A 16,865-nucleotide genomic window follows, 5' to 3' on the forward strand; every position below is an offset into this window, starting at 1 on the left:
TTGTTAAATTGGTATATCAACTATTAGTTAAGCATAGCAAGTACTGAAGAACCAACTTTTTTTCAGTTGTCTAAAGACAACTGAGTGCTATTAGACTCAGATAATATTCACTCATTACCACCGAATTTTAACATTTTGGCAAATCAAAAGGAGAAGAATAGAGTGTTGAAAGATGTTGAACGTTGTATTCCTTCAGAGGAAAAATATCTAGAGGCATTCTACTCAATTTATGAGGGATTGACTCCGGGACACAAAGCAATCTTGAATAAGTTGTATCAGCATTGTTATTTTATGAAGGACAATCGCCGATTACGTACTTGGGAGTTATCTGAAGCTGCGGGATATGATGGTGACTCTTCTGGTCAAATTGGGAAATTAGGTAAAAAGTTCTACAGATTCTTTGGAGTAAAAGATGAGGAATTTGGAAAACCCGCACTTGCAATAATTAGTTGGTTTAGAGATGAGATAAATGGGTATTGGTACATTGAGCTAATTCCAGAAGCAGCTAGAGCATTTAAGCGTTTTTACATCAAAACTGTCCTAACTGGGGTGGCTTCCACTTGACCATTCTGGGCGTTCTCACTAACTTTCAGAACCGTATCCATCGCATCAGCACCCATCCGGGCAGGGTTTATTAGCATGGATGTTAATCTTTCTTCTCTAGGCTGACTTCTCGCCGCCCATATTTCAGAACACTTGACATCCAAACTAACTCGTCCATAAACCTTTCCATGCGGCGAATGTAGGTTGGTTTGTCAATTAAATTGCCCGACTCATCAAATAGTTTCTGAACGTTGCTAAAGTTGAGGTCATAAAAAATAGTTATTAGCCCCAACTCCCGCATCACAGGTAAGAGGTTTTGGATTACCCTTGTGCCACCAAAGCTGCCTGCTGAAACGCCACATAGTCCAACGGCTTTATGAATGTATTCTTTGAGGCAGGTATCAAGGACGTGTTTGAGCAAACCTGGATAACCGTGATTATACTCTGGTGTAACGATAATTAATCCATCTGCTCGCTCAATAGTTGCAGAAAATTGAGGGTCTTTGAGTGATTCTCCGGCATCATCTGTAGCGATCGCAATATTTCTAATATCGATTAGTTCCGTTTCTAGGCGATCGTCTGCTGCAACCTGCTCCACAATAAATTTAGCAACGTATTCACTTTGGCGGCCTTGACGGGGAGTGCCAAGAATCACTGGAATAAATAAGGATGAATCTGACATAGTTTTTTTTCTCGCTACTGCTCCTGATAATTCCAAAGTAGCCCACCATCCACAAAGAAAGTGCTACTTGTATGTAATGTAGTCACCATTAGAAGATGCCAGAAACGCCACTAAGGACGCAACATCTTGCGGTTGACCTAAACTCCACCAAGAGGAATATTTTCTCATAACGCACCTAGCTTTGCTGGATGGTTCCACAGCTTGGTATTAATGGGGTTTCTATCGCTATCGCTGCAATGTTATGATACCGCTTATTTCTACCTATTAAATTGTTGTCTAATTTTACATTTAGTTAAGTAAAATTTCAGAATTTTGTTGTATGCAAATAACAGATGTCTCTAGTAAAATCTTTCTATCAAACTAGTGCAGCCTTTTAGTTTTCTCCTTTGATATCAATTCACACAAACCCTGATACATATAGATTTATCGTCGGGAACATTGCTGTGTCCCTACCAACGTATTTGTATGATTATTAAAGTGAAACGGTATCACTACTTGTCACTTTGGAAGATATTACAGAAAATTTTCCTGACGTGGATCAGGGGCTACTACCAGTTGATGACATTACGCCATATGTAAGGTTAGACTAAGGACTGACGTGAATTAATTACTTGTTTCACTATTTTAGGTTTATCATACTTTAATCTTTGTCAATAGTTGCGTTTTTAATATCACCAATCAATTCATCAATCCTTGATTTTGTTGTGTTCCAAGAACACATAAAACGTACTCCTCCCACACCAATAAATGTATAAAACTGCCAATTGTTTGCTTTTAAGGCGTGAATGACTTCTTGTGGTAGTTTTACAAATACGGCGTTGGCTTCTCTAGGAAACATTAAGTCAACACCTTCTATGTTTAATAGTTGATTTTCTAAGTATTCAGCACATTGATTTGCATGTCTGGCATTTTTTAGCCAAGCACCAGTTTCCAATAAACCCAACCAGGGAGCAGAAATAAATCGCATTTTTGAGGCTAGCTGACCTGCTTGCTTACATCGATAATCAAAATCCTCTGCTAGTTCTTTGTTGAAGAAAAGAATGGCTTCACCTAATGCCATTCCATTTTTTGTACCACAAAAGCACAATACATCCACTCCAGTTTTCCAAGTAATTTCAGCAGGGCTTTTATTCATCGCGGCAACTGCATTTGCAAACCGAGCGCCATCCATGTGAATCTTTAAGTTATACTTTTTCGCAACTTCTTTAATTTCTAGAAGTTCTTCAATAGAATATAAAGTTCCTAATTCCGTTGATTGTGTGACGCTAATAACTTTAGATTTGGGATAATGAATGTCAGTACGTTTAGTGACAATTGACTCTATCGCCTCTGATGTTAACTTGCCATTTTTACCTTGAGCAAGTAACAGTTTAGAACCATTAGATGCAAATTCAGGTGCACCACATTCATCTGTTTCTATGTGAGATGTCTCATGACAAATGACGCTGTGATATGACTGACAAAGGGCAGCTAAAGATAAAGAATTTGCGGCTGTACCGTTAAAGGTAAAAAATACTTCACAATCAATTTCAAAGAGTTTCCGAAAATAATCTGTGGCTTTTTGAGTCCATTGATCATTTCCATAGGCTGGAACACTACCTTGATTTGCCCTAATCATATATTCCAGCGCTTCGGGACAAATACCAGAGGAATTATCACTTGCAAACTGCTCTGAGTTACTATTCATCATCTCTAGGTTGATTTCTCTCAATAATTTTTACAATATTAGTGAATAATTTTGCCACTTGCCAACTCTCCTAATTACAAGAATTTTGGATGGTAGTAAACTAAATCAGGACTTACGCAAACAATAGCTAAAACCCTGATTTTTAGGTAGGGGCAATTCATGTAGCTTTAGCTGACCGCAGGGTATTGCCCCGGAGGGCGTGTAGTTTTGCGTAAGTCCTATAAATGTTTCTATAGCTCTATTTAATCATTCATAAACAACAATATTCCCGACTTATATCAAGTTCGGGAATCTCAAAATTTTGATTTTCACAAATCAAAAATATAATTGCTAGATATTGCATCAACCTGTTAATTAGTTTTCATTGTCGTAGCTTTTCTCTGAGTAGTTATAGCAATAATAGTATATTTATACTATTATATAACCTTGCTGATGTCCACAGAAAATTAGAGTTTTAGTTTCTCGTTACTGAGACGTTAAATTACTACGGTGTCTTCGTCAGCTTTGGGTTGAGGGGATTTTGGGACGTTAAACATCGCAAAAAACTAAATATTATGCTAAAAAAATAAAGTTTGCTAATCATATACTTATAATGTACCAGACAATGCCCTACCAGTACAATAACTATGACATCACTCTTGTAGGGGTATAAATTGGGGAACCCGCCCAAGGCACTGGCTCACCAATGACTAATGATTAATAACTAATGACTGAATCATTGATTGAATTGAAAGGTGTTTCTAAGTCTTTTGGTAGCCATAAAGTTCTAGATAATGTAGACTTGACCATTTACCGGGGAGAAGCACTGGGGATTATTGGCCCATCAGGGACTGGTAAATCAACAATTTTACGGGTAATGGCGGGGTTACTTAGTCCCGATGAAGGAGAAATTTATGTGCAAGGAGTGCGGCGAGACGGTTTGATTGAGGATGGTGTCCAGCAGGTTGGCATTGGCATGGTGTTTCAGCAGGCGGCGCTATTTGATTCGCTGACGGTGGAGGAGAATGTGGGATTTTTACTTTATCAAAATTCAAAGCTACCGCGATCGCGCATCCGAGATTTGGTAAAAGAAAAATTGCAGATGGTAGGTTTACCAGGAATAGGCGACCTCTATCCAGCCGAACTTTCGGGGGGAATGCGAAAGCGGGTAAGTTTTGCCCGTGCGATTATGTCTAACCCCGATAGCCCCACAGAAGGCGCAGAAGTTCTACTATACGATGAACCGACAGCCGGACTTGATCCCATTGCCTCAACAGTAATCGAAGATTTAATCCGTTATTTGCAAAGTTCACATGAAACTTGTAGTACCTATGCCGTTGTTACCCACCAAGCCAGCACTGCCCGCCGTACAGCTGATAGACTTATATTTCTCTATGAAGGTAAAGTGCAGTGGCAGGGTACAGTTAGTGAAATACACAACACAGAAAATCCGTTGATCAGACAATTTATCAGTGGAAGTGTGGAAGGACCGATTCAAGTCGGGGGCTAGAAACTTAAAAGTGAGGAGTTAAGAATGAGGAGTGAGGAGTTAAATTCGACTCATAACTCATAACTCCTTGTTAGTTGTTGGTAGTGGTAAAAAAATGCGAGGTCTTATGACAAGCAGCTTCGCGTCTGGGCGAACATTTAGAGAAGGCTCTGTGGGGTTGTTACTCCTGCTAGGACTTGGGGTATTTGGATTACTCTTTCTCTGGTTAAATAGATTTACTGCTGCTGGGCGTTCATACAAAGCGATTGTAGAATTTGCTAACGCTGGCGGAATGCAAAAGGGAGCAGCAGTGCGCTATCGTGGCTTTAAGGTAGGAACTATTTCCCAGGTTCGACCAGGGCCAAATGCTATTGATGTAGAGATTGAAATTGCCAAAACTGACCTAATTATCCCCCGGAATGTATTGGTGGAAGCTAATCAAAGCGGATTAATTAGCGAAAGTATTATCGACATCACACCAAAAGCAACTTTACCTGGTGGGCTTGTGCTTGCTAAACCCCTAGATAAAAATTGTAATTCTAGTCTCATAGTCTGTAATGGCTCTCGGTTAAAAGGTCAGGTTGGCATCAGTGTTGATGAACTAATTCGCAGTTCAACTGACCTAGCCACTGCATATAATGACCCAAAATTTTATAGAAATGTGAATGGGGTTCTGGAAGCAACTACAGTCGCAGCATCCAGTTTTAGTGAGCTAAGTCACGATCTCCGAGGTTTGACCAAAAGCTTGCGAGAACAACTGAATACATTTTCAGCTACGGCTAATTCAGTCCAACGGGCGACAAACCAACTTAATGCATCTGCGACTCAAACTATAGATAAATTCGGTGCAACTGCAACTCAAGCAAATCGTTTGCTGAACAACCTGGATAATCTGTTGACAACAAATCGTTCGGCGCTGGTTGGTGCTTTGAACAATATCACCGAAACTAGCAACCAACTGCGCGTTACAGTCAGTAGCTTATCACCATCTATCAATCGATTGACTCAAGGACAATTACTCAACAATTTAGAAACTCTTTCAACAAATGCAGCCCAAGCTTCAGCTAATTTACGCGATGCTTCTAAAACCTTAAATGATCCAAAGAATGTGGTGCTGCTGCAACAAACTTTAGATTCAGCACGAGTAACGTTTGAAAATACTCAAAAAATTACATCTGATTTGGATGAATTGACAGGTGATCCGACTTTCCGCAAAAATCTGCTGCAATTGGTGAATGGTCTAAGTCATTTAGTATCTTCTACCCAACAGATGCAGCAACAAGTACAAGTTGCTAGTACTCTCGATTCGGTAAAAGCTGCTGTGAGCAAACCAAATAATCTAATTCCTACGCCAGCACCAACCCAAAAGGCGGTGTTTCATGACAAATCTTTACCCGTCTATACAATTAATCCCTCACCTGCTAATTTTGAAACTGCCGATACCAATGTTCAACCAACCCCCAGTGAGTCTATCCCGAATTCATCCCAAGAAGACCTCTTGAAGCAGCTGCGGGAATATGGTAAGCAACGGGAGCAACTGGAGACGGGGAAATAGGGAATGCAGCTTAACCCACCACAAGACCGACAAGTACCAAGCGCCATACTTGGGCAAAGTCCGTGTCGATGTCTGGGCTCTGATTTGACGTTGAGCCAACGTATAGACCAGCAGACATCAATTTCCGATTACGCAGTCTCTTAAACTGGCACTTTACTATTAATTCTCCATAAAAGTAGCGGAAGAACCAAAAAAAGAAAGAATAAAGCAGTCTCATGTAGAATAATGAGACTGCTTTGTTGTGCAATTCAGAAACAGGAAGATATGCATCCTTATGACCAACATAAAGACCCTTCAAGGAACAAAAATACTACTAACAGGAGGAGCAGGACTAATAGGTTCTCACATAGCGGATCTTCTTGTCTTAGAAGAAGTTAAAGAAATTATCATTTTTGATAACTTCAGTCGTGGTCGGCGTGAGAATCTTCCACAAGCTACCACTGGGACAAAAATAACAATAGTTGAAAGAGATGTTCGAGAACCTGATCAAATAGCCAAGGTCATCAATGGTATACATATAGTTTTTCATCTGGCAGCCATACGTCTCACCCAATGCGCCGAGGAGCCACGTTTAGCCTTGCAAGTGATGGCTGATGGCACATTTAACATTTTAGAAGCGGCAGTAGCTGCTGGCGTAAAAAGAGTGGTCGCTGCCTCATCTGCTTCTATTTATGGTATGGCCGATTATTTTCCAACATCAGAAAAGCATCACCCATACAATAACACCACACTTTATGGAGCGACTAAAGTCTTTAACGAAGGACTACTCAAATCTTTTAACAGTATGTATAAACTAAAATATGTAGCACTACGGCCATTTAATGTTTATGGACCACGCATGGATATACATGGAGCCTATACAGAGGTCTTAATAAGATGGATAGAACGAATTAATAAGGGTCTAGCACCGATTATATTTGGAGATGGTGAACAGTCAATGGACTTCATTTTTGTCGAAGATGTCGCACGCGCTTTTATCCTAGCAGCCAAAACCAAGGAGGTAGGGGAAGTTTTTAATGTAGCTAGCGGGATTGAGACCAGTTTAAAAAAACTGGCAACGGTCTTACTAGCAACAATGGAATCCAATTTACCTATAGAGTATGGTCCTGAACGTCAATTGACTGCCATGCAGCGAAGACTAGCAGATACCAGTTATGCTAAGGAAAAACTTGGTTTCCAAGCAGAAGTAAGTCTGGAAGAAGGACTAAAAAGACTAGTGAGTTGGTGGCGTTCTCAACAAACTACCTCGCTCTTGAAACCATGACCAGAAATAATTTAGAGGAGAGCCTAGCTAAAAATGGTTGGTTAGTGGTGGACTTACCAGATCCTACCTCTGTTTTTCAAGTTCAAAAACAACTGCTCAGTTGGCTTCGAGAGCAAGCTTTACCTGATTTGAGTGGGCTGGAACAATATCATCTATTAGTGGATGATCGGCAACAACATCTAGAAATCCTCCACAATTTATCATCATCTTATTGGCAAGCAGAACTCGGGCAAAAAATTATCACTGCTAACCTGAATCTCTTTCAGCAGTTAATAGGTCCAGATCTGGTCATTCAACGTTATCCCTATTTGCGTGTAGTGCGACCTGGACAAGAAGCAGATGCTGTTCCCCTACATCGAGATACCTATTATGGTGCTAGTCCTTACGAAATCTCCATATTGATTCCTTTCACCAATATGGAGGCTGAAGCTGCCCTGAAGGTTATTACCAGTTCACACTTAGCACCAGACTCAGAATATCCCTATATACAACAAGTCAGTCCAGATGTGACTATAGGTTCTTCTCAACATCAACTAGGCTGGGCCTACGCCCCTAGGCTACTTGAACCACATCTATTAGAACAAGCTGAATCAATTTCGCTCAAAGTTGGTCAAGTCTTGATTTTTGGACTTTCTTTAGTGCATGGAGCAGGTGTTAATAGGAGTCAATGTACACGCTTTTCTAGTGATATTCGTCTAGCTAATTCACTGGCTCCTGTCAAATGGACTAGAGGAGTACATAAAGATTATTTTGTTCCCCTGCATAAATCAGTGATCAGTCAAATAGCAGAGCATTATCTGATCAACAGGAAGAATACCACACCGACAACAGCATCATTAAAAGTCAAGTGTATCGACCCAACAGAAGATCCAGCTTGGCACAGCTTGCTTGCACACCCAGAAGCAGGAATCTTCCACTCTCCACCTTGGTTTCGTGCATTAGCTGATGCTTATGGCTTTGTCATACGCGCCTATGTTGTAACTGATACCTCAGATGCAGTTTTAGGTGGTATTCCGTTTTGTGAGATCGATGATCTGATTGCACATCGGATCATTGCCTTACCTTTTACTGATGTCTGTGACCCTCTCGTTTCTTCGTCCGATGTTTGGAAAGTACTACTAAATAAGTTACAATCCCACGAAGTTTCCTTAGAATTACGATTCCTAAAGGATTCTCTGACCACAGATGAAGAAAGTTTTAAAGTTACAAGGTCTAAACGGTGGCATCATCTGTCAATTGAGGAGTCACAAGAACTTCTTTGGTCTAGAATGACGAGTTCCAATCAACGTGCGATCCGTATTGCTCAAAGGGCTGGCATAGAAGTACGACCCCTGGTGGGTGCTGAAGGTTGGGAAGGATTTCTTCGTTTGCACGTAGCCCTCCGCAAGCAGAAGTTCCGTCTGTTAGCGCAACCATCTTCGTTTTTTGAAGCGCTCGCGCAGCGTTTCAGCGAGGTCGATGGCTGGCATCCGCTTGGTGCCTTTCTCGACGGACAGCTTATTGCCGCAACCATTTACCTACGTTGGGGTGACACTCTCTACTATAAGTTCAATGCTTCAGAGATGAATGCCTTACAATTTCGTCCTAATAACCTACTGATTTGGGCTGGAATGTTGCTTGGGCAATCTCTCGGTTGCCGGATACTTGATCTAGGACCGAGTGATGATGACCAACCAGGACTAATCCGTTTCAAGCGTAATTTTGGTGTAGAAGAACGGCACCTGCGATTTTTACGCTGGACTCCAACGGATTTCCAGTCTAATGATAACAACCCACTACCTCAACTTCTGAGCGATCTGACAAGCCTTCTTACTAGTCCTAATGTTCCCGATGAAATTGCTATGCAAGCTGGTGCTCTACTTTACAGGTTTTTCTCATAATCAGAATGGATGCAATTAATATCGGTGTCATTGGCTATGGCTACTGGGGTTCTAAAATGGTACGTAATTTTCTCCAGATGTCAGACATAACAGTTGTAGCAATTTGCGATCTCCAACCTTCCCAACTAAGGACCAAAGTTCAATATCCTAATATTGAGGTAACTAGGAACAGTCAAGATCTATTTAAAAACCCCAAAATCGATGCGATCGCAATTGCTACACCAGTCTCAACTCACTTTTATTTGACTTTAAAAGCATTACAAACTGGCAAACACGTTCTTGTTTCCAAACCCCTCACAGCAACATCTGAACAAGCTCAAAGACTTATTGAAGAAGCTAATCGTCGTCAACTTATCTTAATGGTAGATCACACTTTCATCTACTCAAGTGCTGTCCGTAAGATTCAAGAATTAATAAATAACAAGGAACTAGCTAATATTTATTACTATGATTCAGTACGTGTCAATCTGGGACTGTTTCAATATGATGTAAATGTAATTTGGGATTTGGCAGTACATGATCTGGCGATTATGGACTTTGTTTTATCATCACAGCCGATAGCAGTTTCAGCCGTTGGCATGAGTCATATTCAGGGAATGCCTGAAAATATAGGTTATTTGACATTGTTCTTCGATAGTAATTTAATTGCTCACATCCACGTTAATTGGCTGGCACCAGTGAAGACTAGGCAAACAATAATTGGTGGGGAATTAAAGATGATTGTTTATGATGATTTGGAAACTAGTGGAAAAGTCAAAGTTTATGACAAAGGAATTACTCTTGTCAAAAACACTAAAAACATCTATCAGCCTCTGGTAGACTATCGCACAGGAAATATCTGGATACCTCAATTGGATCTTATCGAACCTTTATATAGGGAAATATCACACTTTATTGACTGTATTAAACTCAACAAATGCCCCTTAACTGATGGTCGAAATGGCTTACGAGTAATTCGCATACTTGAAGCAGCTACTAAGTCAATGAAAGAACAAGGCAAACTGATAGAATTGTAGCAGTCCTTCCTTTGTGGTGCCCAAGAGATTTTTTGCTTAACTAGGAAAAACCCAAGTTTATGAGAACAGAAAAGGTAATTGTTACTGGAGCAACTGGGTTCATCGGGTCACATTTAGTGCGTAGACTCGTTAAAGAGGGATTTATTGTTCATATCCTATGTCGGCATAGTTCTAATTTTTGGCGCATTGAAGAACTGTTACCCCAAATTACTAGGCATATAGCTAGTTTAGAAGAAGCAGAACAACTTAGGGAGATTATGACAAATATTCAACCAGACTATATCTTCCATTTAGCTTCATCTACAGTTGTAGCTGGTTCTTCAGGGGCAGACGCAGAACTGATTAAAACAAACCTACTGGGAACCGTTAATCTAATTAAAGCATCTCAAACCATAGAATATCGGGGACTTGTTACAACAGGCGATTCTTTTGAGTACACTACCAGTGATCTGCCCTTATCTGAAGCTGATCCTTGTTACCCTAATACTTTACATGGGATTACCCAATTAGCAGCGACCCTCTATGCTCAAGCTATGGCTACCAAAGATAGTAGTCCCATTACTACCTTACGCCTCTTCTCTACTTATGGGGCCAATGACAACCCAAGACGACTAATTCCTAAGGTCATCTCCAGTGCTTTAGTTAATACTCCATTATCTCTCTCTCGCCCAGAAATTGCCCGTGATTGGATTTATATTGACGATCTTGTTGAGCTTTACTTAGAAGCTGCTTTTAGAGCTAAAGAACTTGCTGGAGGTGTCTTTAATGCTGGAACGGGTAAACAGACCAATCTTGGCGAAGTGGTCAACACCATTCTCGCTCTTACTGCTTCTTCTTCGGAAACTAACTGGGGGGTTTTTTCTGCTCCTGCACATGATGCTTATCCTTGGGTAGCTAACATAAGTAAGACCTTTGAGCATTTTACTTGGAGACCTCGTAGATCTTTTGAGGAGGGTATCCGCGCCATGATCACAGGAATGTCAGGACTTGTCGGCATATGACCAATCCTTTGATCAGCGTCGTCATTGCGACCTACAACACTGGCCGTCGTAAATTAGAGATATGAATCAAAACGATTAGCTCATGTTAACGTCTATATTAAATTAATAGAGATAAGAATTACGTGATGAATTGATAATAACGAAGACAATCATCTGGTAAAATATTCAGGATAAAATCTCTATCTTGAGTCCAATTAGAGATGTGTTTTTTGTTGTTAAATTCAACTAAATGAATACACTGGAAGCGTTAAAATATCCAACGTAGAGTGGGACGGTCAGTTGGTTTACCTAACTGATTTTTAATCGTTGATTTAGACTCTCTGAGTGCGGCTCTGATTTGACGTTGAGCCAACGTATAGACCAGCAGACATAAACCCATAATCATTCCTAACGACTCTATTCTCTCAGGGCTTTTGAGAAAAATACTATCGGCATTAGATTACATCCTATGGTTCCTTTTTGCTTAAGTTGACACCAATGGGCAATGCCGTGCCCCTACCAAGGTATTTGTATTATAATTGTCAAACAGTATAACTCCTGATTATGAGCAAATTTTAAGCGAACTTGATAGAAATCCTAGTTATTCTAAATACCATTCATACCGTAATTTCTGGTAAAAATTTATAACCGTGTTCAAAAATTACATTTATCATAATCAGTTAGGTGATATTTATTTACGAATTATAAATTATGAATTATCTTGACACTTGCGCTAGGATATCCCCTATTGCCTTTGTGCAATATACGTGAGGAGGTCAAACACAAACATGACAGAAGAATTCAATACACAGGGCGCAGAAAATCTAGTTGCGATGCCTTCTCTTCGAGACGCTTTGCGAACGGCGGGCGCAGCCATCGCTAACCAATTCGCCGAATGGGGAAAGGTTACAGACGTTAAAGCATTTGGAAGTGGTAATATCAATGACACATTCTTAGTAACTCTAGATTCCTCAGAAGAACAAAATTTTGTCCTGCAACGCATCAACACGCAGGTATTTCGTCAGCCACAACTGATTATGCAGAATATGCGTACCTTCACTGAGCATGTTCATAAACGGTTACAGCACACACCCCTGAGTCGTCGCTGGGAAGTACCACGCGTACTATTAACCAAGGATGCTCAAGACCACTGGAGAGATGTAGACGGCTGCTTTTGGCGGGCGATTAGCTTTATTGAAGGTTCCCAGTCTTTCGATAGGATGCGCGATCGCACCCAGGCGAAAGAAATCGGTTATGCCTTGGGGATGTTCCACAATCTGATCAGCGATTTGCCATCAGAAAAACTCGCCGACACCCTTCAAGGGTTCCATATTACACCGCTTTATCTCCAGCATTACGAGGAAGTCTTGGCGAAAACTAGGGCGCGTCAATCTGCTGAAGTTAATTATTGTTTACAGTTTGTTAGCGATCGCCAAATATTTGCATATATCCTAGAAAATGCCAAAGCTGAAGGCAAACTACCTCTGCGTTTGATGCACGGCGATCCAAAAATCAATAACGTGATGTTTGACACTGTTACCCAGCAAGCTGTCAGCGTCATAGACCTGGACACTGTTAAACCCGGTCTGGTACATTATGATATTGGTGATTGCCTGCGATCGGGTTGCAATCCGGCTGGAGAAGAAACCGAGAATTGGGAAAGTATTTATTTCGATACTGATTTGTGTCAGGGAATTCTAAAAGGTTATCTCTCGGTAGCAAAGGCATTTCTGACTGAGAATGACTATGCCTATATATACGATGCTATCCGTCTGATCAGCTTTGAATTAGGACTGAGATTTTTTGCTGATTATTTAGCAGGGAATATCTACTTTAAAGTTAAGCACTCAGAACATAATTTGGTAAGAGCGATCGTCCAGTTTAAGCTTACTGAAAGTATTGAATTTCAAGAAATGCAGATTCGTAATATTATTAAAGATATGAAATGAACGAGCAGACATTTTCCCTGCAACCCTTCCCTTCGACAAAATCCCTGCCTAATTTGAAAATTGCAGGTAATATTGCTCGAAATGGTAATAAACTTTTCATTCGCTATATGCTTGAAGGCGATTTAAAAGAAATTACAATAGCTGCACCATCAAATACAGGCTCACGCAAGCATGAATTGTGGAAAGACAGTTGCTTTGAGTTCTTCGTTGGCATCAAAGATTTTCTACGGTATTGGGAGTTTAACCTCTCCCCCGCCGGACACTGGAATGTCTACCACTTTGATAGCTACCGTCAAGGAATGCAAGAGGAAAAAGCCTTTACAACACTTCCATTTAATGTTCAGAATCAAGCCGACAATTTAGCACTTGTGTTGAATGTCGATTTGGATAAAATCGTCTCAGCAGAACAAGTCATTGAAGTTGGCATTACTACGGTTATTAAACACAGAAATGGTGAGGTGACTTACTGGGCGTTAACTCATCGAGGTGGGGAGGCTGACTTTCATTTGCGAGATAGTTTTATTATTGAGTTGTGAGTTATATCTTTCTCAAATTCTCACGAATAATTTAGGACTGCTATATAAGCAACAGATACCTCGAAGTCATGTTGAAGTGCTTGAAAGTTGCAAAAAGTAGGTTGGGTGGAGGCTTTGCGTAACCCAACATCCTGATAATCAGTTGGGTTGCGCTCCGCTCCACCCAACCTACGTCTAATCCACTATTTTAGCCTAGATGGTCCACTAGGTGCATTTTAAAAATCAAATACTAGTCCTATATATAAGCAACAGATACCTCGAAGTCATGTTCAAGTACTCCAAAATCGTGTTCAAGTACTTGAAAGTCATGTTGAAGTACTTGAAAGTCATGTTGAAGTACTTGAAAATCGTGTTGAAGTACTTGAAAATCGTGTTGAGGTACTCCAAAATCGTGTTGAGGTACTCCAAATAAGAATTATACCTGTTTATAATCGCCGCTTGAATATTTTAGAAGTGCGATCGCACTAGCAGGCAGAAAAAATTAGGTTAAATATCTCAACCATAGCGATATTTACACATCTACACCTTCATGCTTGTTGCTTCATAACTTCTAGATATGAACAATAATTTAGGAGCAATGTTATTTTCGGAGAATAAATAAACTAATTATATTTCGTTTGATAGAGTTAATTAAAATCTCAGAGAGCAAAATATAAGATAGATAGCTAAAAAGCAAATTATCAACTGTTAGTTTTATGTAAAAAATTATGGCAATATTTAGGGGATAGAAAACTAGTCAAATCAAACAACAACAGCATCCATAGGGGGATGCGGTTTCTCGGAGGGCTAAATGAACTCAAAATATAACTTTCAATACTTTCAAGGGAGTTCTCTTTCTGATCTGTTTACTCAAGATATCACAGATGCATCTTATGGGTTTATCCTAAATTACCCTGCAACTGCCAGTTGGGCTGCTTATCCCAACCTGAAAAAATATTTTATTCAAGATGGCAGTAGTGAAGCCACCAAAACCTCCTTTGACAAGATTTGCCAAAAGGAACCTTGGAAAATTCTGGCTGTGTTAGGCGATCGCATTCCCGGAATTGTGATTATACCGCCGCCAAAGTCGCTGCTTGCATACTGGCAAGAGCATTTCGGCTTCAGCTACTCCAATAGGTCGATGATGGATCGCTTGACTTATCTGGATGATCTCAGCCACAGCGAACGCTTTGACAAACTCATCACTCTATTTCCCTTTGATCACCTCAAAAGAGAAAAACACGCTGTTGATCCAGACACTCATTACCGCTTACTCAGCAAAGTAGCACTAGCCGAATTGGGGGTGCAATGTCCGAAATACGAGAGCTATAATCTGCACCAAGTCAATCTCGAAGACATTCAATTACCACAATTTCCATATTTAATTAAAACGTCCCACGGACTCTCAGGAGAAGGCACTTATATCATCAAAAGTCCTAGCGATTTGAACTACTGCCTTCAAGAAATTAGGAAATATCTTGATATTAAGTTGCTCGATACGATTATTGTTTCGGAGTTCGTCAAGAATGAAGTACAGAATTACTGCGTACAGTTCTATGGCAACAAACTAGGAGAGATAACCCTCATCGGCACTACCACCCAACTCGTCACTCCAGAAGGCAACTATTTAGGCGGACTGATTGACTACCGGAACACTGACATGAGCAAGTTCTTTGAGATGATTTCCAACGTTGGCCAGTATGCTCACAAACAGGGTTATTTCGGCGTGATTGGCTTTGATGTGCTGGAAGATCGAGACGGACAATTGTATGCGATCGATGCTAATTTCCGAGTCAATGGATCAACTCCGTTGTGCTTGCAGCGCCATACCTTACTGGGACTGGGAAAGGAAGTAGCTAAATATTCTAGTAACTACCGCATGGAAGGAACATTGGATGCAATTTTAGTGACCTTAAAACCAGAACTAGATCGCAAGGACTTGATGATTCTGTCGGCTTTAGAGAAGGTCAAATACGGAAAAATCTACACGGAAATTTATGCGATCGTGACTGGAGAAACTATCCAAGAAATGCAGCAGATCGAGGAGAAATTACAAAATAAGGGATTACAATGGCTCCCTTAAACAGCACCACTGTTGGAAAGAATTGTTTTAATCTCCAACCCCTAGTAGCCAATTCCCAATCCCTAATTTCTTTTAAGGAGTAACATTTATGCAATTAAAACCAATCAATCAGCAGGTCGTTTCGGTGGTTGGAGCCTCCAGTGGTATCGGACGGATCACAGCTCTTGAGTTTGCTAGACGCGGGGCAAAAGTAGTAGTCTCGGCTCGGAGTGAATCGAAGCTAAAGTCTTTAGTGGAGGAGATTCGCGGCTTTGGCGGTGAGGCAACTTTTTACGTAGCTGATGTGGAAGTATTTGAGCAAGTTAAGGCGATCGCCGATAAAACTGTGGAAGTGTACGGGCGACTCGATACATGGGTACATGTCGCCGCTATCGGCATCTTTGCCACTTTCGATAACACAACACCGGAAGAGTTTAAGCATGTCATTGATGTCAATTTTTTGGGACAAGTGTATGGTGCAATGGCGGCCTTGCCCCATCTGAAGCGTGAAGGACGGGGGGCACTGATTCACGTCTCTTCAATGGAAGGTAGGCGATCGCTCCCCTACCAAAGTGCTTACTCAGCAGCCAAGCACGGGGTTGAGGGCTTTATCGAAGCAATGCGCGTTGAGTTGCAATATGAAAAATGGCCGATCAGCGTTACGAGTGTGAAGCCAGCAGTGATCAACACCCCTTTCTGGAACAATGGTCTGACGAAATTAGGCGTAAAACCTACCGGGATACCACCTTACTACGACCCTAAACTTGTAGCTGATGCTATCCTCTATGCAGCCGAACATCCAACTCGTGACTACTTGGTTGGGGATGTAGCGAAAATATTAGATGTGTTACAGCGCCTCTCACCATCATTAGTAGATTCACTGTTACTGCTCGTCGGCTTAGATTTACAGCGGACTTCTGAACCGAAGTCTGAAGATGCACCAAATAATTTTTACCAACCTGTTGCTGAAGACGACAGAGTTAACGGAGATTATGGTAACTTAGTTGTACCTAGCGTTTCCGACTGGCTAGAAAAAAATCCGCTTCTCCAGTGGGGTGCGATCGCTGCTACATTAGCATTAGCATTCCTAGCAGCTCAAGCTTTCAAAAAAGAAGGTTAACAATTCAAAATTCAAAATGACGCGACGCTCGATGACTCGCTACCGCTTCTCTACGAGACGCTACGCGAACGCTATCGCGGACTCGCTAACGCTGCGCTAACAAAATTCGAAATTAAAGACATTTTCAGGCGATCGCTACGTTTA

At 40.9% G+C, this 16,865-nt stretch carries 13 protein-coding genes and 1 pseudogene; 11 read left to right on the top strand and 3 right to left on the bottom strand.

All coding sequences use genetic code 11. The features are described from left to right. Positions 1-162 precede the first annotated feature (162 nt). Positions 163-564, top strand: coding sequence for a hypothetical protein (locus HWQ38_RS04940; protein ID WP_292790573.1), 402 nt, complete (start codon positions 163-165; stop codon positions 562-564). A gap of 82 nt (positions 565-646) precedes the next feature. Here the strand turns inward: HWQ38_RS04940 and HWQ38_RS04945 are convergent, their stop codons facing one another. Both HWQ38_RS04945 and HWQ38_RS04950 read right to left on the bottom strand, forming a co-directional pair. Further along, positions 647-1,225, bottom strand: a complete 579-nt coding sequence (locus HWQ38_RS04945) for an NADPH-dependent FMN reductase (RefSeq protein WP_292790576.1) — start codon at positions 1,223-1,225, stop codon at positions 647-649. A 640-nt stretch (positions 1,226-1,865) separates the two neighbouring features. Then, positions 1,866-2,912 carry a low specificity L-threonine aldolase gene (locus HWQ38_RS04950; protein ID WP_292790681.1) on the bottom strand — a complete coding sequence of 349 codons (1,047 nt, stop codon included), beginning with the start codon at positions 2,910-2,912 and terminating at the stop codon, positions 1,866-1,868. A 706-nt stretch (positions 2,913-3,618) separates the two neighbouring features. Here HWQ38_RS04950 and HWQ38_RS04955 point away from each other — a divergent pair. From HWQ38_RS04955 to HWQ38_RS04980, 6 genes are all read left to right on the top strand, one after another. Then, entirely contained in the window at positions 3,619-4,401 is a 783-nt protein-coding gene (locus tag HWQ38_RS04955) for an ABC transporter ATP-binding protein (RefSeq protein ID WP_292790580.1), read from the top strand. Positions 4,402-4,495: 94 nt separating this feature from the next. Then, the gene (locus HWQ38_RS04960) at positions 4,496-5,935 is read left to right on the top strand and encodes an MlaD family protein (protein WP_292790582.1); all 1,440 of its coding nucleotides are present in this window, start codon (positions 4,496-4,498) and stop codon (positions 5,933-5,935) included. Positions 5,936-6,209: 274 nt separating this feature from the next. Further along, complete coding sequence (locus tag HWQ38_RS04965) at positions 6,210-7,199, top strand: NAD-dependent epimerase/dehydratase family protein (RefSeq protein WP_292790585.1); 990 nt, start codon at positions 6,210-6,212, stop codon at positions 7,197-7,199. Continuing rightward, a complete protein-coding gene (locus tag HWQ38_RS04970; RefSeq protein ID WP_292790588.1) occupies positions 7,196-9,079 on the top strand; it encodes a GNAT family N-acetyltransferase in 1,884 nt (627 codons plus the stop codon). Before HWQ38_RS04965 ends, HWQ38_RS04970 begins: the two co-directional genes overlap by 4 nt. Positions 9,080-9,084: 5 nt before the next feature. Continuing rightward, positions 9,085-10,095: a Gfo/Idh/MocA family oxidoreductase gene (locus HWQ38_RS04975; protein WP_292790591.1), complete on the top strand. Its 1,011-nt coding sequence runs from the start codon at positions 9,085-9,087 to the stop codon at positions 10,093-10,095. Positions 10,096-10,154: 59 nt separating this feature from the next. Beyond that, the gene (locus tag HWQ38_RS04980; RefSeq protein WP_292790595.1) at positions 10,155-11,096 is read left to right on the top strand and encodes an NAD(P)-dependent oxidoreductase; all 942 of its coding nucleotides are present in this window, start codon (positions 10,155-10,157) and stop codon (positions 11,094-11,096) included. A gap of 118 nt (positions 11,097-11,214) precedes the next feature. Here the strand turns inward: HWQ38_RS04980 and HWQ38_RS04985 are convergent. Continuing rightward, positions 11,215-11,529, bottom strand: a pseudogene (locus HWQ38_RS04985) (IS1634 family transposase); the annotation flags it as partial. Positions 11,530-11,863: 334 nt separating this feature from the next. Here HWQ38_RS04985 and HWQ38_RS04990 point away from each other — a divergent pair. The 4 genes from HWQ38_RS04990 to HWQ38_RS05005 all read left to right on the top strand — a co-directional run bounded on the left by HWQ38_RS04990 (position 11,864) and on the right by HWQ38_RS05005 (position 16,721). Beyond that, complete coding sequence (locus HWQ38_RS04990) at positions 11,864-13,024, top strand: aminoglycoside phosphotransferase family protein (protein ID WP_292790598.1); 1,161 nt, start codon at positions 11,864-11,866, stop codon at positions 13,022-13,024. Then, positions 13,021-13,560, top strand: a complete 540-nt coding sequence (locus tag HWQ38_RS04995; protein ID WP_292790601.1) for a DOMON-like domain-containing protein — start codon at positions 13,021-13,023, stop codon at positions 13,558-13,560. Before HWQ38_RS04990 ends, HWQ38_RS04995 begins: the two co-directional genes overlap by 4 nt. A gap of 790 nt (positions 13,561-14,350) precedes the next feature. Continuing rightward, positions 14,351-15,622, top strand: coding sequence for an ATP-grasp domain-containing protein (locus HWQ38_RS05000; protein WP_292790604.1), 1,272 nt, complete (start codon positions 14,351-14,353; stop codon positions 15,620-15,622). Positions 15,623-15,710: 88 nt separating this feature from the next. Then, positions 15,711-16,721 carry an SDR family oxidoreductase gene (locus HWQ38_RS05005; RefSeq protein ID WP_292790606.1) on the top strand — a complete coding sequence of 337 codons (1,011 nt, stop codon included), beginning with the start codon at positions 15,711-15,713 and terminating at the stop codon, positions 16,719-16,721. Positions 16,722-16,865: the final 144 nt, after the last annotated feature.

The organism is Nostoc sp. NMS7, from assembly GCF_017115085.1.
Taxonomy (GTDB): Bacteria; Cyanobacteriota; Cyanobacteriia; order Cyanobacteriales; family Nostocaceae; genus Nostoc.

Bases quoted from the DNA above. Each gene is read 5' to 3' on its own strand.
- HWQ38_RS04945 (WP_292790576.1), bottom strand. From the start codon at position 1,225: ATGTCAGATTCATCCTTATTTATTCCAGTGATTCTTGGCACTCCCCGT.
- HWQ38_RS04950 (WP_292790681.1), bottom strand. From the start codon at position 2,912: ATGAATAGTAACTCAGAGCAGTTTGCAAGTGATAATTCCTCTGGTATT.
- HWQ38_RS04955 (WP_292790580.1), top strand. From the start codon at position 3,619: ATGACTGAATCATTGATTGAATTGAAAGGTGTTTCTAAGTCTTTTGGT.
- HWQ38_RS04960 (WP_292790582.1), top strand. From the start codon at position 4,496: ATGCGAGGTCTTATGACAAGCAGCTTCGCGTCTGGGCGAACATTTAGA.
- HWQ38_RS04965 (WP_292790585.1), top strand. From the start codon at position 6,210: ATGACCAACATAAAGACCCTTCAAGGAACAAAAATACTACTAACAGGA.
- HWQ38_RS04970 (WP_292790588.1), top strand. From the start codon at position 7,196: ATGACCAGAAATAATTTAGAGGAGAGCCTAGCTAAAAATGGTTGGTTA.
- HWQ38_RS04975 (WP_292790591.1), top strand. From the start codon at position 9,085: ATGGATGCAATTAATATCGGTGTCATTGGCTATGGCTACTGGGGTTCT.
- HWQ38_RS04980 (WP_292790595.1), top strand. From the start codon at position 10,155: ATGAGAACAGAAAAGGTAATTGTTACTGGAGCAACTGGGTTCATCGGG.
- HWQ38_RS04990 (WP_292790598.1), top strand. From the start codon at position 11,864: ATGACAGAAGAATTCAATACACAGGGCGCAGAAAATCTAGTTGCGATG.
- HWQ38_RS04995 (WP_292790601.1), top strand. From the start codon at position 13,021: ATGAACGAGCAGACATTTTCCCTGCAACCCTTCCCTTCGACAAAATCC.
- HWQ38_RS05000 (WP_292790604.1), top strand. From the start codon at position 14,351: ATGAACTCAAAATATAACTTTCAATACTTTCAAGGGAGTTCTCTTTCT.
- HWQ38_RS05005 (WP_292790606.1), top strand. From the start codon at position 15,711: ATGCAATTAAAACCAATCAATCAGCAGGTCGTTTCGGTGGTTGGAGCC.